Raw genomic sequence first — 18427 nt, forward strand, 5'->3', positions numbered from 1 at the left:
TCCCCTTCCTGTGAAAGAGTCTTGCCTTGCGCGGTCAGCGCACCATCGTTAGGAAGTCTTGGATTTTAGGGAGAGTGAGTATGTCAGGCATGGATCAACGGATGGCCGCGAAAACAGACCAAGAAGCGTTGAACAAGCGCTATGCCGAAGCCCGCGCATCGATCGAGCGCAACCGTTTGATTGAAAGCGGACAATCCGGCGCACTTTTGTTTGCCGCGATGGCCTATGGCGATGCTCTGGAAGGAAATTCGCTGTTCCGTTCGGCGTCGCACGCAGCCAAACTGTTCTGCATCGCTGCAGCCTTCATCATCCCGAATCTTCTCGTGATTTACATGCTTTTGTAACACGGCGCGGTATCGGCAGAAATTTGCACACGGCCCCCAGTTGGGGGTCGTTTTGCATTTAGGGTCTGAGTTCAGGACGGATCGGGCTGCTGCAGAGCCGCAGCAAAGAGCGTGATCGCCGAAAAGCCCAAGGTTGTGACAACGAACACCAGAACTGCGGTCGATGCGAACGCACCCGCAACCAGCGCCAGCGCGGCGGCTACCCAGCCAAGAAGGCTACCTGCGATGAGTGTGACTGCTGCCATGATCAACCTCTTTATGAGCAAGATGCGCGAGATACCTTAACGACCGGTAAATGGCCGCGGAAAACGCGCGATTTATGGCAGTGAAGCGGCAAACCGGAGACGGGTGCAGAAAGCGTCCCCGGTTTGCAAACCTGGCTTAGAGAACCGTGACAACCGTGCCGATCGGCACCCGGTCATACAGGTCCTGCACGTGTTCGTTCAGCATGCGGATGCAGCCGTTCGACACGGATCGCCCGATCGACTCGGGCGCAGTTGTGCCATGGATGCGGAAAAACGTGTCACGCCCTCCTTGGAACAGGTAGAGCGCGCGGGCTCCGAGTGGATTGTCCGGCCCACCCGGCTGCACAAAGTCATTGTCGACGAATTTGGAATAGGTGTCAGGCTCGCGGGCGATCATCTCGTCGGTCGGACGCCAGGTCGGCCATTCCTTCTTTACCGCGATTTCGGCGGTCCCTGTGAATTCAAGCCCGGCGCGACCGACACCGACGCCATAGCGGCGGGCGACGCCCGGCTGGGTCACGTGGTACAGGAAATGCGCACGCGGCAGGATCAGGATCTGTCCCGGTGCCACATCGCTTTTGATGCGGACATTCTGCGGACGGTAGATCGGGGCGATCTGGAAGCCTTGCGCAGAAGCAAGGCTTGGCGCAGCCAGTGCAACGGCGGTGGCTGCGACGAAACGGCGTCTGGTGATCATGGGAAACGCTGGTCCTTTTTTATCTGTAACTCATTAACGCATCAACTGCCTCGGATGTTGCCAACGCGTTGCGCAAAAACAAGCCATTTCGCGCAGGCAACTCACAGCACAGCTGGGGCATTGCGACACAATGGCCACAAGTCTCCGGAACGCAGCGGCCTTTGCAGAGATCGTCCAAGGACCCCTCGGCCAAAAAAAAACCGCCCGGAGCGCGTGGCCCCGGGCGGTTTGCATCGGCAATCGCGGTGGCTTATGCCAGCGACAGGTTGATCGCGCTCTCGCGGCCGTCACGGCCGGATTCGATGTCGAAGGTCACCTTCTGATCGTCGCTGAGACCTGTGAGACCCGAACGCTCGACAGCGGAGATGTGGACAAAAACGTCCTTGGAGCCGCCATCGGGAGCGATGAAGCCGTAACCTTTGGTGGTGTTAAACCATTTCACTGTGCCAGTGGCCATGTGAAGTATCCTTTTGAGTTCCGTTGCCCGCTTTATGCGGCAACCCGGCAAAGTCACGTCTGGATCGAAAGCTGCGTGCCGGTGTCGGAAAACAGAAGGTCGAGTAGAAGATCGTTAGCAACCTCTTTATCTCAGTTTGGTGCGTTTTTGACAAGGGGATTCTCTTGGATCGCCTTCCGCACGCTGGGACTTGTCGAACGATTTCGGGTACATATATCATGATTCGAATGTCTCGGAGGGGATTCATGTCCGTCAAGAAACTGACCTGTCTCGACTGCGGCCAGATCAACCGCGTTCCCGTTGATCGGCTGGATGCAGGCCCCAAATGCGGCACCTGTGGCGCGGATCTGATGCCCGGCAAGGCGGTCGAGCTCGATTGGACCACGCTGCAAAAGGCGGCGCGCAATGACGAGGTGCCGTTGGTGGTCGATTTCTGGGCACCGTGGTGCGGCCCCTGCAAGATGATGGGGCCGGAGTTTTCGAAGGCGGCGGGCACGCTCAGGACCCGCGCGCGCCTGGTCAAGCTCAACACCGAGGATTTCCCAAAATCTGGCCAGACCTATGGAATCCGGGGCATCCCCACGATGATCCGCTTTGTTGGCGGTCGCGAAGCAGCCCGCCAATCGGGTGCGATGCGCGCAGATCAGATCATCGGATGGGTGGGCTGAGTTAACCCGGTCTTTACCCTGTCGGGGTCATAATGGCGCATGTCCGTCTACCTGCGCCCCCGGCTTCCCGGTCTTCCCGTGTTCTTTACCGTCTGTCTTGCTCAGCGGGGTGAACGGCTGTTGATCGACGAGATCGACATCCTGCGCGAGGCGGTGCGAACCTGAATTTTCCGACATGATGGCAGGGCGAAATTACGGAAAAACGATGTAGGCCGGGCTTCAGCCCGGCCTACATTTTTGCTTCGAATTACCTCGAGAACTTCTTGAACTTAACCCGCTTCGGCTCGAGGGCATCTGCTCCCAGCCGCCGCTTCTTGTCCTCTTCGTAATCGGCAAAGTTGCCTTCGAACCACTCGACATGGGCATCGCCCTCAAACGCCAGAATGTGGGTACACAGGCGGTCTAGGAAGAAACGGTCGTGGCTGATGACCACGGCGCAACCCGCGAAGTCTTCGATGGCGTCTTCCAAAGCGCGCAGCGTTTCGACGTCCAGATCGTTTGTCGGTTCGTCGAGCAACAGAACGTTGCCGCCCTCCTTGAGCAGGCGCGCCATGTGCACACGGTTGCGTTCACCACCTGACAACAAGCCAACCTTTTTCTGCTGGTCGCCCCCCTTGAAGTTGAACGACCCGCAATAGGCGCGGGAATTGACCTCGGCATCCCCTAGCTTGATGATCTCGGCCCCGCCGGAAATCGCTTCCCAGACGGTCTCGCCCGCGTTCAGATCGTCGCGCGACTGGTCGACATAGGCCAACTGCACCGTGTCACCAAAGGACACCGCGCCCGCGTCCGGCTGTTCCTGCCCGGTGAGCATCTTGAACAGCGTCGATTTACCCGCGCCGTTGGGGCCGATCACGCCGACAATGCCACCCGGCGGCAGGCTGAACGACAGGTCCTCGATCAGGAGCTTGTCGCCCATCGCCTTTTTCAAGCCGTCGACTTCAATGACCTTTGACCCAAGCCGTGGACCATTGGGGATAATGATCTGCGCCCGCCCGACGCGTTCGCGTTCGGACTGACCCGCCATCTCTTCATAGGCCTGAATACGGGCCTTCGACTTGGCCTGCCGGGCCTTCTGACCCTGACGCATCCATTCCAGTTCGCGCTCCAGCGTCTTCTGCTTGGCCTTGTCTTCGCGCGATTCCTGTTGAAGACGCTTGGCTTTCTGGTCCAGCCAGCTCGAATAATTACCCTCGTAGGGAATGCCGCGGCCCCGGTCGAGTTCGAGAATCCACCCTGTGATGCTGTCGAGGAAATAGCGGTCGTGGGTGACGATCAGGATCGTGCCCTTGTATTCGATCAGGTGGTTCTGCAGCCATGCGATGGTTTCGGCATCGAGGTGGTTGGTCGGTTCGTCCAGCAGCAGCATGTCCGGCGCTTCGAGCAGCAGCTTGCACAGCGCGACGCGGCGCTTTTCGCCGCCCGACAGCGTGGTGACATCGGCCTCATCCGGCGGACAGCGCAGGGCTTCCATCGCCACGTCGATCTGGCTGTCCAGATCCCAGAGGTTGTTGGCGTCGATCTCGTCCTGCAGGGCGGCCATTTCATCAGCGGTTTCATCGCTGTAGTTCATCGCAAGCTCGTTGAACCGGTCCAGCTTGCCTTTCTTTTCGGCAACCCCCAGCATGACGTTTTCGCGCACGTTGAGCGACGACTCGAGCTGCGGTTCCTGCGGCAGGTAGCCGACCTTGGCGCCTGCGGCGCACCACGCCTCGCCGGTAAAGTCTTTGTCCATCCCCGCCATGATCTTGAGCAGGGTGGATTTACCCGCACCGTTGACGCCGACGACGCCGATCTTGACGCCGGGCAGGAAGTTCAGGTGGATGTTTTCGAACGTTTTCTTGCCGCCGGGATACGTCTTGGAGACCCCGCTCATGTGATAGACATACTGGTAGGCTGCCATGGCTGCGTTCCTTTGAATTTCGATTTTGCCGAGGGATACACGCGCAGGCGGACCCGTGCAATCACGCGTGTTGGTCTCTGGTCGGGTGGACCGAGGGCGCTTTGCGGATTACTTGCGGCGTACCGAGGGCACGCGCGACCGGGTCAGCTTGTAGGTGGCTTCGGGATGGGGCGGGTGGCCTTCGGTGCTGGCCCAGAACCGCGGGCCGCCGAGCCGCAGCCAGAGCGGAATGGTCAGTGCCAGACCGATCACAAACCCGCCGACATGCGCCCAGTAGGCAACGCCGCCTTCATCCGCAGCCGTGCCGAATCCGCCGAAGATCTGCATGGCGAACCACAGACCCAGCATGATGAAGGCCGGGATCGGGATGATCCGGAAAATGATCACGATGATGATCAGGATATCGACCTTGGCCTTGGGAAAGAGCAGCAGGTACCCCCCCATCACGCCAGCAATCGCGCCGGACGCACCCACCGTGGGCACGGGTGATCCGGGCGCGCTGATGTAGTGGATGAACCCGGCACCAAGACCTGCGGCAAGGTAGAACAGGCTGAACCCGACATGCCCCATCTCGTCTTCGATATTGTCGCCGAAGATGAACAGGAACAGCATGTTGCCGATCAGGTGCATCCAGCCACCATGCAGGAACATGGAGGTCAAGAACCCGCCGAACCCCTGTCCTTCGCTCACAAGTGCCGGGATCAGCGCGTAGTCGAAATAGAAGCGCATGATCTGCTGATCGTTCTGCATCAGCGGCAGATAGCTCAGGAAGATGCCGACATTCGCGATGATCAGCGCGTATGTGACAAAGGGCGTGCGGCCGGACGGGTTATGATCGCGGATCGGGAACATGCCGCGACAGTTGTGGCAAAGCGGCGGCGCGTCAAGCCGCGCCGCTCAGAAGCTGTGCGTTTCCGCCCGAAGCCGTGGTGTCGACGCAGACATGGCGTTCGAGGCAGGCATGTCCGGTGTCCGGCATTCCGGTGATCAGGGGCAGGATCGGGCCGGTCCGGGTGGCAAGCGCCATGCGCAGCGCCTGTGCGGTGTCGGCATCGCCCCACCAGATCGCGCCTTCGGCGGACAGGTCGGCCAACCACGCGGGGTCGATGCTGCCCTCCGCCTTGACCGCCACGCCGCCCAATGCCTCGACCGCCTTGGCCTGTGTCCTTGCAGCCTCGGTGCCGGGCCCAAGGCACAGGATCGGGCCGCGCGGCTTTGCGGTCAGAACGTTGGATTCGCCTGTCGGGCCGGGCAGGGTGGTCTTGGACACGGCGCCTTTCGACCCAGCAGCCTTGAGCGCCTTGGTCAGGCGATCCTTGATGTCCTGCGAAGTCCAGGTGCCCGCGTCCTCGGTCGCGGGATGTTTGCGGAACCGGGTGAGGTAGTTCGGACCACCGGCCTTGGGGCCAGTGCCCGAAAGCCCCTCGCCGCCGAAAGGCTGGCTGCCGACGATGGCGCCGATCTGGTTGCGGTTGACGTAGATATTTCCCGCCTCGATCCGTTCCGAGACATGCTGCACGCGGTCGTCGATTCGGGTCTGCAGCCCGAAGGTCAGACCGTAGCCCGTGGTGTTGATCGCGTCGATGACACTGTCGATGTCCTTGGACTTGAACGTGGCGATATGCAGGACGGGACCGAAAATCTCGCGCTCCATCTCCGCGATGCCTGTGACCTTGATGAGGGTAGGGGGCACGAAGGTGCCTCCGCCGGGGATCGTCAGGCGGTGCAGCACGCGCCCCTCACCCTCGGCGGTGTCGATATAAGAGATGATCCCGTCGCGCGCCTCTGCGTCGATCGCAGGGCCGACATCGGTGCCGTAGACCCATGGATCGCTGATCACGAGCGCGTCCATCGCGCCGGTGAGCATCTCGGTTAAGGTCTCCGCGATGTCTTCCTGCACGTAGAGGCAGCGCAGGGCGGAACAGCGCTGACCGGCAGATTGGAAGGCGGATTCGACGATCGCCTGCACGGCCTGTTCCGGCAGCGCGGTGCTGTCCACGATCATCGCGTTCAGACCGCCGGTTTCCGCGATGAACGGCGTGCCGGGATCAAGATGTTCCGCGATGCTGCGGTGGATGATCTGCGCGGTGTCGGTCGATCCGGTGAAGGCCACGCCCTTGACGGCAGGGTTCGATGTGAGTGCTGCACCCACATCCCCCGCGCCGGGCAGAAGTTGCAGCGCGCTTTGCGGCACCCCTGCCTCGTGCAGCAATTGCGCGGCGCGATAGGCGACCAGCGGTGTCTGCTCGGCGGGTTTTGCCAGCACGGCGTTGCCGGTTGCCAGAGCGGCAGCGATTTGCCCGGTGAAGATCGCAAGCGGGAAATTCCAAGGGCTGATGCAGGCAAAGACGCCCTGCGGGGCCGGGCCATCGGCACGGGCGGCGTAGTAGCGCAGGAAATCGACCGCTTCGCGCAGTTCGGCCACCGCATCGGGCAGCGATTTGCCGGCCTCGCGGGCCAGAACGGCAAAAAGCTCGCCGTAATGCGCCTCGTACAGATCGGCAGCTGCGTTCAGAACCTTGGCGCGCTCCTCGGGGGATACCGTCCAGGGCTGGGCCGCAGCGCAGGCGCCTGCAACGGTTTGTGCGGTGGCCCAGGTCACTTCGCCAACGGTGTCGCCGGGACGGGCGGGGTTGCTGACCGGGTCAGTTGCCCCGGTCTCTGCCTCCGTTGCAACCAACGGTGCGGCGGACCACTGTGACGCTGCAAAAGGTGCACGCGCCGATTCAATGGCGGCACGGGTCGGGCGATGCGTCAGATCCCAGCCCACGGAATTGGGACGTTCCGGCGCAAAGATCTCCGGACCGGTTGGAAGGTCCGGTGTGATATCCGCGTCGAACGGATCCGCGGCCACCTCGGACGGGGGCACATCTGTGTCTACGATCTGGTTCACGAAGGAACTGTTCGCGCCGTTCTCCAGCAGGCGACGGACAAGATAGGCCAGCAGGTCGCGATGCGCGCCGACGGGCGCATAGATCCGGCAGCGCGTGCCCTCGGACTGTTTGATGATGTCGTGCAGCGCCTCGCCCATGCCGTGCAGGCGCTGGAACTCGAACGATGTGCGATCCTCTGCCATGTGCAGGATTGCCGCAACAGTATGCGCATTGTGTGTGGCGAATTGCGGGTAAATGCGGTCGGTCATGCCCAGCAGCTTGCGGGCATTGGACACATAGCTGATGTCGGTGTGATGCTTGGCGGTGAACACCGGGAAGGCAGGAAGGCCCGCGACCTGCGCGCGCTTGATCTCGGTGTCCCAATAGGCACCCTTGACCAGACGGACCATGATCTTTCGATCCAGCCGTTCGGCAAGGTTGTACAGCCAGTCGATGACGTGGCTTGCGCGTTGGCCGTACGCCTGCACAACCACGCCGAACCCGTCCCAGCCCTTGAGCGATGGCTCGGACAGCACGGTCTCGATCACGTCGAGCGAGATTGACAGGCGGTCCGCCTCTTCGGCGTCGATGTTCAGACCGATGCCCGCAGAGCGCGCCAGTTGGGCCAGCGTGCGCAGACGCGGCACGACCTCGTTCATCACGGTGTCGCGCTGGGCTTCTTCGTAGCGCGGGTGCAGCGCCGACAGCTTGACAGAGATGCCGGGGTTGTCGCGGATGTCCTTGGATTTCGCGGCTTCGGCAATCGCGCTGATGGCGCGGGAATAGGACAGGTGATAGCGGCGCGCGTCGGTTTCGGTCCGTGCGGCCTCGCCCAGCATGTCGTAGGAATAAGTGTAGCCCTTGGCCTCCATTTTGGCAGCGCGGGTCATGGCGGACTGGATGGTCTCGCCCAGAACGAATTGCGCGCCCATTTCCCGCATGGCGCGGCCGACCGCCCGGCGGATCACCGGCTCGCCCAATCGCTTGATGGCCCCGCGCAGGTGCCCCACCGGGCCGGGCTGTTCGTCCTTGAGCACCTTGCCCGTCAGCATGAGCGCCCATGTCGATGCGTTCACCAGCGGAGAGGTGCTTTCACCCAGATGGCTGGCCCAGTTCGAGGGCGCGATCTTGTCTTCGATCAGTGCGTCGATGGTGGCGGCATCCGGCACGCGCAGCAGCGCTTCGGCAAGGCACATCAGCGCGATGCCTTCTTCGGTCGACAGACCGTATTCGCTCAGGAATACTTCCATCAGGCCGGGGCGCGAATCTTCGCGGATCGCCTTGACCAGATTGGTCGCGTCGGCCCTCATCTGGTCACGGTCCGATTGCGCCAGGTCGGCGGCGCTGCGCAGGCGGTGCACCACCCGGGCCTCTTCGGCATAGGTATTGTCGTCGATCAGGGGGCGCAGGTTGGGCAGCTCATCACGGGGCATGGCGATCTCCAGTCATATGCCCTACAGTACTGTTTATAGAGCAGGGCAAGTGCCGGTTTATTGGACTTCGGCACGTCAAACGAACTGATTTTGACAGGGAAGGCAGGCGAATTGAATATTGCGGAACTGGACAGATTCGACCGCGCGATCCTGCAGGAAATGGCATGCGATGGGCGGGTGTCGATCACCGAACTGTCGCGGCGGATCGGCTTGTCGAAATCCCCGACACAGGCCCGGCTGCGGCGGCTCGAAGAGATGGGCGCCATCCAAGGCTACCGTGCGCTGCTTGATCCCATCCGGCTCGGGCTGGATCACATCGCCTTTGTCGAAGTGAAGATGACCCAGACCCGCGAGGCCGCGCTGGCCGCGTTCAACGAGGCGGTGGTCAAGATCCCGGAAATCGAGCAAGCGCATCTGATCGCGGGGAATTTCGACTACCTTCTCAAGGTGCGCACCGCGAACATGCGCAGCTATCGAAAGGTTCTGGCCGAGAAGATCTCGACCCTTCCGCATGTCGCGGCCACCTCGACTTACGTCGCGATGCAGGCAGTCAAGGAAGAGACCTTCGGGAACGTGACTTGACCGATGGATCGCGGCGCGGCCTAATGCAGATATGCGAAACCTGATGATAGCCCTTGCCGTGGCTGCGGCACAAAGTGCTGCGGCGGATGGATGTCCGGTCACCCCCGATCACACGACTGCCCTTGATGGCCTTTATGCCGAGGTGCAGCGCGCGCCGAACGAGATGATCGCGCGGAATTTCTCGAGCCAGATGTGGGAGTTGTGGCTCGAAGCGCCGGATGAGCCCTCGCAGATGATGCTGGACGAGGCGCTTCGGGCGATGCGCGTCAGCGATTATCTGCGGGCCGAAGACCGGCTGAACACGCTTGTGTCCTACTGTCCGTTCTATCCCGAAGGGTATAACCAGCGGGCGTTCGTCAATTATCTGCGCGGCGATTACGCGGCCGCTTTGCCGGACCTTGATCAGGCCATCGCGCTCAACCCGCGCCATACCGGTGCGCTGACCGGCAAGGCGTTGACCCTGATCGCGCTTGGCCGCGAGGACGAGGCGCAACCGGTCCTGAAGGATGCAGTTGCCTTGAACCCCTGGCTGGGCGAACGCGTCCTCATCACGGAGCCCGAGGGCGAACCGCTCTGACGGCTGTGCCAATTGCTTGGGATTTGCCGGGTTTCGATGATCCAACCCATTGTTTTTGCCCGACCCCCCGGCTAGGGATAACGCGCTGCGGGCGTGATGGAATGGTAGACATATCGGACTTAAAATCCGAAGGCCTTTGTGCCGTGTGGGTTCGAGTCCCACCGCCCGTACCAGATTTGGCGTGAGACGGAGCGATACGCGGCCCTGCAAATCGCATACATTCAGCCCTGCGCACTGCGAATAGGATTCTGCAGGCAGCCGGGCATTTTTCCTGTTTGCCACTCAGAGGGTTATCAGGTCTGATGCGGGAGTTCTCCAACATCGGGAGCCCGAGTCTTCATGCCCATCCGAAACCGTTTTGCCGAACTGCACCCTGAAATCACCGCATGGCGGCGCGATCTGCACGAATATCCGGAATTGCAGTATGACCTGCCGCGCACCGCCGGGATCGTCGCGGACAAGCTGCGCGCCTTCGGCTGTGACAGCGTGATCGAAGGGATCGGGCGCACGGGGGTTGTTGCCTTGATCGAAGGCAAGACCAATCGTTCCGGCAGGACCATCGCCTTTCGCGCCGATATGGATGCGCTCCCGATCTTTGAGGCGACGGGCGCGGAGCATGCCTCCAAGACTGCCGGCAAGATGCACGCATGCGGCCATGACGGGCATACCGCGATGCTGCTCGGCGCGGCGCAATACCTTGCGGAGACGCGCAATTTCGACGGCACCGTGGCGATCGTCTTTCAGCCCGCCGAAGAGGGCGGCGCCGGGGCCGAGGCGATGGTGCAAGACGGATTGATCGAAAAGTTCGGGATTGCTGAAATTTACGGCCTGCACAATTCGCCGCTCCTGCCGTTGGGCCAGTTCGCGATCCGGCCCGGCGCGTTCTATGCGGCTGTGGACAGCTTTCATATCAACGTGCGCGGCAAGGGCGGGCATGCGGCGCGTCCGAACAACACCGTGGACACGACGCTTGCCGCTTCGGCCATCGTGATGGCGCTGCAATCGGTGGTGTCGCGCAACACCGATCCGCAACAGCCTCTGGTCGTGTCGGTCACATCGTTCCGCACCGAATCCGAAGCGTTCAACGTGATCCCGGAACACGCGACCCTGCGCGGCACCGTCCGCAGCTTCGACATGGAGGTGCGCGCCAGGACGCTTGAGCGGATCAGGACCATCGCCACCCTGACCGCGCAAAGCTACGGTGCCGAGGCGGAATTCGGCTTTGACGAAGAACCCTATCCCGTCATGGAAAACCACGAGGTCGAAACGGGCCATTGCATCAGTGCTGCCAACGAGGTGGCGGGCGGGTGCATCACCGACGCGCCGCGCACCACGGGCGGAGAGGATTTCGCCTACATGCTCCAAGCCTGTCCGGGCGCCTATATCCAGCTCGGGATCGGGCAGGGACCGGGGCTGCATCACCCCGAATACGATTTCAATGATGATGTCATCCCGACCGGCTGTTCCTATTGGGTCACGCTGGCAGAACAAAGGCTTCCCGCATGATCATCCAAGCCGGTCCAGAGACCTGTCACTGGGGTTATTTCGATGCAACTCTCGATCCTGTGGCAACCGTGCCCAGCGGGGCAGAGGTGACGATGAACTCTGTTTCGGGCGGGCCAGAGGTGTTGCCGGACGACAGTTTTCACATCCCGCCCGAGCTTTTGGCCATCCACGAGACCGGCGTTCCCAAGGTGCCGGGGCATATCCTGACCGGACCCGTGGCTGTCGAAGGCGCCGTGCCGGGCGATGTGCTGCAGGTCGATATCCTGGATGTCCGGCTGCGGCAGGATTGGGGCTTTACGTTCATCCGGCCCTTGTCGGGCACGCTGCCGCTGGATTTCTCGGAACGGCAGGGAATGACCCTGCGGCTTGATGCCGACGCGAACGAGGCGCACCTGCCCTGGGGTCGCAAACTGCCGCTGGCGCCGTTTTTCGGGGTCATGGCCGTTGCCCCGCCGCGTGGCTGGGGCCGGATTTCCACCATTGAGCCGCGCGCGCATGGCGGCAACCTCGACAACAAGGAACTGGTGGCGGGCACCACGCTATACCTTCCGGTCCATGCCGAAGGGGCGCTGTTCTCCTGCGGTGACGGACACGGGGCGCAGGGCGATGGCGAAGTGTGCGTGACGGCGATCGAAACCGCGTTGCAGGGCCGGTTCCGCCTGACCCTGCGCCGTGATCTGGACATGACCTATCCCGAGGCCGAAACCCCAACGCATTACATCACCATGGGGATGCATCCCGATCTGGACACCTGTGTCGAGATGGCGCTGCGGCGCATGATGGTCGTTGTCTCGGCCAAGTTGGGGATCAGCCGGGCCGAGGCCTATATGCTCTGCTCGCTTGCGGGGGATTTGCGGATCACGCAGACGGTCAACCGCGAAAAAGGCGTGCATATGATGATGGCGAAATCCTGTCTTGAGTAGGACCAACAGGGCCAAGGAGCACACCGCGTGGACAGGCCCGCTGTGCGTCCTGCGCGAAATGGGCTGACCGACGCACTCTGTCGAGGGTCAGCCCTGTATGTTTCAGACACCAACGAACACTGGCTCATCGCGGCTCGTGATGTTTTTGCCACAAACCGGCGGTACGCGGTACGGCCCGGTCCGGGCGAGGGTCTGTGCATCGGGCGGCGCGTCGGTGTCAGGATACAGCGTGTCGAACCCATGTCGGGCGGGATTGCCCGCGACAAAGTTCAACGCGATCAGCCGTGTGGCAGTGGCCGCAGCCGCGCTTGTGCCGATGATCCGCGCGCCCGATCCGGAAAGCACCCCGATCGAGGGAAGGCCGGGACGGAACCAGCCCTGATCCGCAGTGGCCGTGGTTGCGGGCAGGTTGGCATCTACAAACGCTGTGCCGTCCGCATCCACACCAATCGACGCGCTGCCGCTGTAGACCGAGGGGTTCAGCGTCGACTGCATGTACCCGGCGACCCGGAACACCGAAGGCGCGGTGCCGATGCCGTTCAAACACCCATAGCCACGCACGGGTGTCAGCGCGGTTGGTGCGAATGGCCTTGGCGGCTTCGGATGCGCCAGATCGACAAGGTGGCTTTGCTGGCCGCCGGTCCCAAGCTGTATCGGATCGTCGTCGCGCTGGACCCAAACGTCAATATACTCACCCGCGCAAAGCGGATCGCTTCCGGTGTCAACTCGGATCGTCCACAAACCAACCGGTGTCCGGCGACCTTGACCAAGATTGCCGGCCGTTGGGATCATCGCCAGCATGACGCGCCAGCGGTTCCCCAGATGCTTGTCGGCGGACAGCTGGCCGATGTTCTTGCCGCCGGTCTCCAGTTCGACAAAGCGGCGCGGGTCGCCATCCTTCAGCAAGGGATCCGACTTGACCGGGATGCTCCGGCCCAGGTCTGGCGGGCTTCCGACAGGGGGTGTCACGGTCACCGTCCAACCGTTCGGTTCACGGCCCGGCGGGAGCCAGACCTCGAGATAGCTCGACGTGCCATCGTCGGGTTTGAGCTGCCAGCCGAAACTGACCGCGCCATCCTTCAGGTCGACCGTCGAGAACCGGGCGTGCATGTCATTGGCGAAATTGTTGCCCGTCGGCATCACCAGTTCGGTGCAGGGCTGCACCCTGCGCCGATCCGAGATCAACGCCTCGACGGCACGTTCAAAGCTGGATTGCCCGTCATGGCGATTGGCGCTCCAGCCATAGCTGAAGTTGATCACCAGCGGCAGTTCGGGGCTGTCAAAGGCCTCGGCGATCATGCGGGCGCGGTTGAAGATGTATTCAATCGCGCTGAGCATCATCATTTCCTTGCCAAAGCCCGACGTGTCCCAGGCGATGGTGTTGGGCAATTGCACGGCGATGATTGCCGCGTCGTCGGGCAGGTCGGACGCACCCACGAAAGGGTCGTTCCCGGCGGCGATCCCTGCGATATGTGCGCCGTGGGTGACGTGGTGCCTGAGCACGGCACCCACCTCGGGCAGATCGGGGTCGATGGCGTGGGCGGCCTGATAGACGCGCAGTTCATGTTCACCGTATTGTGCGCGCAGCTGGTCGGTGCGGCCGCCTGTGATTTCGCACCCGAAGGGAACGGCGGCGGACATGTCGGCACGCGCGGCCTGCAACCAACACAGGCTGATGCGGCTGTCGCCGGTGGCACCGCGAAAGGCGCGGTGCAGAAACGGAATGCCGTCATCGATCACACCGATGATCACGCGCGGTTTCACCTTGGGGCGGTGCCAGCCTTCGGGTGTTGCATATCGGTCATAGGTGGCAGGCCAGGTGACCGGATCAATCGGCATGTTGAGCCGGTACCGGCTGCCTTTGAGCGCATGCAGGCACCGGGCAAGGTCGGCGTCTTCGCTTTTGGGATCGGCCTCGGGGGTCACCGACTTGTTCCGCATCACAAAGGGCGTGACCTCGGGATTGTCCTTCCAGAGCGGCGGCACACGGACCTCCACGTCCTCGGTGCTTGCAGGCATGCCCTTGCCTTCCATCAGCGCGGTCACATGCGTCGAGGGGCCTTTTCGGATGGCGGGAAAGGCAAAGGGGCGACCGAGGTTTTCGGAGAACACCCAGCGTTCGTAGGGCCCGGTGTATTTGTCGATCCGTTCATCGTCATGACGGTGGGGAAACATCGCTCAGGCCTTTTGCGTTTCGGCCACGGCACCGGACCAGAGCCACGAGAACGCAGGCTTGGCGTCGAGCGTCACCATATTGCCGGTGATCGTCAATCCCTTCGACGGGGCGATGGCCGGATCGCGTTGGTCTTCGTCGAAGAAGTCGTGGTCACCCGGCGCATAGGCCAGCGCACCCACGCATGCCCCTGCACCTGAGCGGGCCAGCACGACCTGACCGACGATCCGGCCCAGTGCAGCGCCTGCCCAGCTGTCGATTGGATAGTGCACACCTGCCACGGTTCGGTTGACCGTGATGCGTTCCGCCAGCCCGCGCAACGCCTTCTTGCGCTGTTCCATGTGGCCAAGGCTGTCCCACGCGGTCATCAGCGCTTCGAGCACCGTCAGAACGGCGTAGGCCTCGGTTGCGTGGGCGGATGGGAAACTGCCATGTCCCGGCGTCGGAATCATCGGCATCAGCCGAGGGTCAAGTTGATCGGGGCGACGGATGGCAAGATGCTGTTTGACGATCATCGCGGTGTGCGCTGCGGCAACCTGCGTTGCAGTGATCAGCTCGAACGTCTTTTTGTTCTGGGCACTGTGCAGGCCAAGGATCATCGCGAAATAGGGCGTCGGAAAGCCCAGTTGTGACGTGATCTCGGCGCTGCGTTCCGCGCGCAAGGTGGCGTAGTCGGAGACGAACCTGCATTGGGACTGCAAGAGGGCGAGGGCAGGGCGATCCATCGTCAGGCAGGTACCGCCGTCGAAAGACAGCGCGACACGGTCGGGCGCACCGCCGGTGCCGACCATCGCGTCCGAGCCGATGCCAGCGAGGAATTCGCTGACATAGAGCGATCCGCGCACCCAGGTGGCCAGACCGCCGAGATTGGCGGGATCGGAAAAGCCAAGCTCCTTGTCGGTCGGTGTCGTGCCTTCCTCGGTCAGGTGCCGCAGACCTTCTGCCGTGGTTTGCAGACCGTAGGTTGTCACGGGGTCATAGCCGCCGGGATCCTCTACCCCAAGAAACCCGCCAAGCCCGGTGAAGTTGGTGCTGCCAAGGCCTCCCAGTCCACCTAGACCACCCAAGCCGCCGAGTCCGCCCAGCCCCCCAAGGCCACCCAAACCACCGTACTGAGACATGTGTTCAATTCCTTATGCAATGCTTCATGAAATACCTGCGGCTGACAGTGCATCAACCATCAGTTTGCCGATTTTGCGATCAGCGGAAGGATGTGTTTTCCGGTAATCTTCAAGGCTGAAATAGGGAAAGCGCCGCAACAGGTCTTGCGCCGCGATCCGGGCCTCGTCGCCACGGTCCAAAGCGTGCAAGGCCGCGATCCGTGTGCGCAACGTGGAAATATGCCGGTCATTCGCGGCAAAGGACTTGTCTGCAAGCTCGAGCGCCTTTTCATACTCGCCACCGGCCAGATGCGCCGAGCTTGCCAGGCTGTCGAAATAATAGCCGAAGGGGTCGATGGGCGAGAGGTCACGCGCCATCGTCGTGGCCCTGATGGCCGATTGACCCTCGTCCGAAAACGCCATCAGCGATCCCCGCAGCAGCCACGCCAGGCTTTCGCTGGGGTTGATCTCTTGCGCGGCGGAATAGCGTTGTTCGGCGATGTCCATGTTCTTGAGGATGTTGCCGTTCACGAACCCGTCGATGGTCAACCCGAAGCTGGAGTGTGGATCAAGATCAAGCGCCCGCGCTGTACAATCCAGCGCCCTTTGCGTGTCTTTCTGCCGGTCCGTGCTGTAATATTTGAAGATGCTGAGCACGTACCATTTGCCCAGCCATGCAAAGACATGCGCGTTGTTGGGGGCACGCGCGGCGGCCTCGTCTAGAAACTGACGGGCGCGCAGGAAATCCCCGAGTTTCGGCAGGTGCATCGCCGTGGCACCCGCAATGAGCAGTTGGTGATCGGGCAATTCCGGCAGGGGCGTCTGGCGTCCGGCATGCAGGGTCGTTTCGGCAATCGACCGCCCGACCGACTGCACGACATTGATCAGCCATGCGCTGGCCTCGTCGGCGAACTGCGTGAAAGGGCAGGACAGGTGCCGGTTCCACAGCAATGTGCCGCTGCGCACATCGGTGAAATCCAGATCCGCGATCAGCGTATCGCCTTGCCGTCGCATCGACCCGGTCAGCAGGTAGTCCACATCCAGCGTGTCGCGCACGTTCACGATGTCGATGAACCGCTGCGACATGGCGCGTCCCGAAAGGTGCGAGATCACCGAGAGCAGGCTCGAGCGCGACATCATGCGGCTGGTCTCTTCGGCGATCCAGTCGCCCGCGATGGCCAGATCGGTGTCCCCCGGCGGCACGGTCAGGGGCAGCGCGCAGACGCGCGGCCTGATCCGGGTCGGACCTCGGTTGTTCGACATGAAGCACAGCGCCTTGACTGCGCTGGGATCAGCCCGGATGCTGTCGCGCCATGCCAAGAACGATGGTTCTCGCACGTTGAGATCGTCCAGGAACGGACCGTCGGATGGGTGCCCGATCACCTTGACCCGGCCCATGTCGATCTCGATTTCCTTGTTGGTGACGGTCAGGATTTTGTCGAAATCAACGCCCAGGATCTTGCGCAGGTCAGACAATGCGCGGCGCAGGTTCTGGTGACCGCTTTCGTAATCGGCAAATCCCCAAAGCGTTTCCTGCAGAAATCCGCGGGAGCGGCGATTCAGAGGTGCCGTGACAAGCAACGCGAACAAGCCCCGGTGCTTTGCGCCGGTGATTTCCATTGCTGGCGTCTCTGCACGTCGCAGCACGCAAGACCCGAACAAGGAAATTTCAAGCCCTGCGGCCACGTTAGCATCCCCCTTTACCTTGCGTGATGCTAGCCGCGGTTCACGCCGGAACCAAGCCGTTCACACTTATTTCACAGTAGGCCGCAAAGCTGATTTGCTAACCTGCCGGAACGGTAGAGGAAAAAGGTCCGGCCCATGTCCGAAAAGCACGCTCCGACAGCGATCACAGACGCGGTGGATTTCTACGAGCAGTGGCCGAAGCTGCGATCACGGATGGAACGGATGGCAGACAGGTATCCGCTGGCCGAGGACGATGCAGAGGTGCTGTCGTGGATGATCAAGATGGTGGATATGGTCGGCCCCAAGGACATAACCCGCGAGAAATGATCCTAGACGGGCGGGCACAAAAAAACCGGCCATTTGGCCGGTTTTCCTGTTTTGCAGGCTGAGGGTCCTTACAGGCCCCATTTTGCAGCGGTTGTCTCGAAGAAACCCTGCGCTTCTTTCAGTTCGATCCAGCTGTTGACGTAGTTGATCCAGACCTGGTCGTCCTGCGGCAGCAGCATCGCGATCGGCGACGGCGCACGCGGGCCATCTGTTTCGATCTGGCGCAGGTTCGGGAATTTCGACAGCAGGGTCGCGCCTTCGATGTTCGAGGTCACGAACACGTCAGACCGGCCGGACAGCACTTCCTGAAAACCACGCGCCGGGGCTTCGACGACGGTGATTTCCGAATCAGGGAACCATTCGCGCACCATGCCTTCAAAGCTGGTGCCGAGTGTCGTTGCGACCTTGACGTCAGCGGCATTGATCGAGTCCCAACCCGAGAAACGATCGACCTTGTCCTCGGTGGTGAACGGGAAAATCTCGACCGCGATATAGCTGTCCGAGAACCCTGCCGCCTTCATCCGCGCGGGACTGATCGATGCAGAGCCCGTCATGTGGTAATTCCCGGCCACGACGCCGTTCACGAGGGTCTTCCAGTCGGTCGGTACGAATTCGAGCTCGACACCGAGATCGGCAGCCAGTTCGGTCATGACGTCGATGTCATAGCCGACAAAGGTGTTGGTCGCGGGGTCACGAACGGTCATCGGGTTCCAGTCGCCGGTTGTCCCGACCTTGAGAACGCCGCCACTCAGGATGTCCTGAAGCGCGGATTGGGCCGACGCGGGCGCGCCGAGGACAGACACGGCAACCGCCGCCGCAAGTCCGAGTGATTTCAGAAAACGCATGGTATTTCCTTTTCGTGTGTGTGTTGATGAGGCTAAATAGGTCAAAAGCTCCGACGGCCATCGCGACGCGCGGTTTTTTCTGCGCGCG

18 protein-coding genes and 1 tRNA gene are annotated in these 18427 nt (G+C 61.9%); 9 read left to right on the forward strand and 10 right to left on the reverse strand.

Going from position 1 to position 18427, the window contains the following annotated elements:
• The first annotated feature begins 80 nt into the window (after window positions 1-80).
• Complete coding sequence (locus tag IEV82_RS12120; RefSeq protein ID WP_188482290.1) at window positions 81-344, forward strand: hypothetical protein; 264 nt, start codon at window positions 81-83, stop codon at window positions 342-344.
• A 71-nt stretch (window positions 345-415) separates the two neighbouring features.
• Here the strand turns inward: IEV82_RS12120 and IEV82_RS12125 are convergent, their stop codons facing one another.
• From IEV82_RS12125 to IEV82_RS12135, 3 genes are all read right to left on the reverse strand, one after another.
• On the reverse strand, window positions 416-589 hold the full coding sequence (locus tag IEV82_RS12125; RefSeq protein ID WP_188482291.1) for a hypothetical protein: 174 nt from the start codon (window positions 587-589) through the stop codon (window positions 416-418).
• Between the two features lie 136 nt (window positions 590-725).
• Window positions 726-1286 (reverse strand): L,D-transpeptidase, encoded by a 561-nt coding sequence (locus tag IEV82_RS12130; RefSeq protein WP_188482292.1) that lies wholly within the window; start codon window positions 1284-1286, stop codon window positions 726-728.
• A gap of 250 nt (window positions 1287-1536) precedes the next feature.
• The gene (locus IEV82_RS12135) at window positions 1537-1743 is read right to left on the reverse strand and encodes a cold-shock protein (RefSeq protein WP_188482293.1); all 207 of its coding nucleotides are present in this window, start codon (window positions 1741-1743) and stop codon (window positions 1537-1539) included.
• Between the two features lie 245 nt (window positions 1744-1988).
• Between IEV82_RS12135 and IEV82_RS12140 the strand changes: the two genes are divergently transcribed.
• Together IEV82_RS12140 and IEV82_RS23910 are read left to right on the forward strand one after the other, a co-directional pair.
• The gene (locus IEV82_RS12140; RefSeq protein ID WP_188482294.1) at window positions 1989-2411 is read left to right on the forward strand and encodes a thioredoxin family protein; all 423 of its coding nucleotides are present in this window, start codon (window positions 1989-1991) and stop codon (window positions 2409-2411) included.
• Window positions 2412-2450: 39 nt separating this feature from the next.
• The gene (locus tag IEV82_RS23910; protein ID WP_268236116.1) at window positions 2451-2576 is read left to right on the forward strand and encodes a hypothetical protein; all 126 of its coding nucleotides are present in this window, start codon (window positions 2451-2453) and stop codon (window positions 2574-2576) included.
• Between the two features lie 82 nt (window positions 2577-2658).
• Here the strand turns inward: IEV82_RS23910 and ettA are convergent, their stop codons facing one another.
• The 3 genes from ettA to putA all read right to left on the reverse strand — a co-directional run bounded on the left by ettA (window position 2659) and on the right by putA (window position 8620).
• On the reverse strand, window positions 2659-4314 hold the full coding sequence (ettA, locus tag IEV82_RS12145) for an energy-dependent translational throttle protein EttA (RefSeq protein ID WP_188482295.1): 1656 nt from the start codon (window positions 4312-4314) through the stop codon (window positions 2659-2661).
• Window positions 4315-4422: 108 nt separating this feature from the next.
• Entirely contained in the window at window positions 4423-5166 is a 744-nt protein-coding gene (locus IEV82_RS12150) for a rhomboid family intramembrane serine protease (RefSeq protein WP_188482296.1), read from the reverse strand.
• Between the two features lie 31 nt (window positions 5167-5197).
• Window positions 5198-8620 (reverse strand): bifunctional proline dehydrogenase/L-glutamate gamma-semialdehyde dehydrogenase PutA, encoded by a 3423-nt coding sequence (gene putA / locus IEV82_RS12155; protein WP_188482297.1) that lies wholly within the window; start codon window positions 8618-8620, stop codon window positions 5198-5200.
• 111 nt (window positions 8621-8731) lie between these two features.
• Here putA and IEV82_RS12160 point away from each other — a divergent pair, with 111 nt between their 5' ends.
• From IEV82_RS12160 to IEV82_RS12180, 5 genes are all read left to right on the forward strand, one after another.
• Complete coding sequence (locus tag IEV82_RS12160; protein ID WP_268236117.1) at window positions 8732-9202, forward strand: Lrp/AsnC family transcriptional regulator; 471 nt, start codon at window positions 8732-8734, stop codon at window positions 9200-9202.
• Between the two features lie 43 nt (window positions 9203-9245).
• Window positions 9246-9779 carry a tetratricopeptide repeat protein gene (locus tag IEV82_RS12165; RefSeq protein WP_229747773.1) on the forward strand — a complete coding sequence of 178 codons (534 nt, stop codon included), beginning with the start codon at window positions 9246-9248 and terminating at the stop codon, window positions 9777-9779.
• Between the two features lie 87 nt (window positions 9780-9866).
• Window positions 9867-9952: transfer RNA gene (locus IEV82_RS12170), tRNA-Leu, on the forward strand.
• A gap of 166 nt (window positions 9953-10118) precedes the next feature.
• Window positions 10119-11285, forward strand: a complete 1167-nt coding sequence (locus IEV82_RS12175; RefSeq protein ID WP_188482299.1) for a M20 aminoacylase family protein — start codon at window positions 10119-10121, stop codon at window positions 11283-11285.
• Window positions 11282-12208 carry an acetamidase/formamidase family protein gene (locus tag IEV82_RS12180; RefSeq protein ID WP_188482300.1) on the forward strand — a complete coding sequence of 309 codons (927 nt, stop codon included), beginning with the start codon at window positions 11282-11284 and terminating at the stop codon, window positions 12206-12208. The genes IEV82_RS12175 and IEV82_RS12180 overlap by 4 nt, the downstream gene beginning before the upstream one ends.
• A gap of 102 nt (window positions 12209-12310) precedes the next feature.
• Here the strand turns inward: IEV82_RS12180 and IEV82_RS12185 are convergent, their stop codons facing one another.
• The 3 genes from IEV82_RS12185 to IEV82_RS12195 are packed head-to-tail and all read right to left on the reverse strand — an operon-like array spanning window position 12311 to window position 17101.
• Window positions 12311-14383, reverse strand: a complete 2073-nt coding sequence (locus IEV82_RS12185) for a S8 family serine peptidase (protein WP_188482301.1) — start codon at window positions 14381-14383, stop codon at window positions 12311-12313.
• Between the two features lie 3 nt (window positions 14384-14386).
• Window positions 14387-15502, reverse strand: a complete 1116-nt coding sequence (locus IEV82_RS12190; RefSeq protein WP_188482302.1) for a phosphatase PAP2 family protein — start codon at window positions 15500-15502, stop codon at window positions 14387-14389.
• Between the two features lie 24 nt (window positions 15503-15526).
• Complete coding sequence (locus IEV82_RS12195) at window positions 15527-17101, reverse strand: hypothetical protein (RefSeq protein WP_188482303.1); 1575 nt, start codon at window positions 17099-17101, stop codon at window positions 15527-15529.
• A 201-nt stretch (window positions 17102-17302) separates the two neighbouring features.
• On the opposite strand from IEV82_RS12195, the gene IEV82_RS12200 reads away from it, so the two are divergent.
• The gene (locus tag IEV82_RS12200; RefSeq protein ID WP_188482304.1) at window positions 17303-17494 is read left to right on the forward strand and encodes a hypothetical protein; all 192 of its coding nucleotides are present in this window, start codon (window positions 17303-17305) and stop codon (window positions 17492-17494) included.
• Between the two features lie 68 nt (window positions 17495-17562).
• Here IEV82_RS12200 and IEV82_RS12205 read toward each other — a convergent pair whose 3' ends face one another.
• Window positions 17563-18339: a transporter substrate-binding domain-containing protein gene (locus IEV82_RS12205; RefSeq protein ID WP_188482305.1), complete on the reverse strand. Its 777-nt coding sequence runs from the start codon at window positions 18337-18339 to the stop codon at window positions 17563-17565.
• Window positions 18340-18427: the final 88 nt, after the last annotated feature.

The organism is Marivita lacus (assembly GCF_014637725.1).
Classification (GTDB): Bacteria; Pseudomonadota; Alphaproteobacteria; order Rhodobacterales; family Rhodobacteraceae; genus Marivita; species Marivita lacus.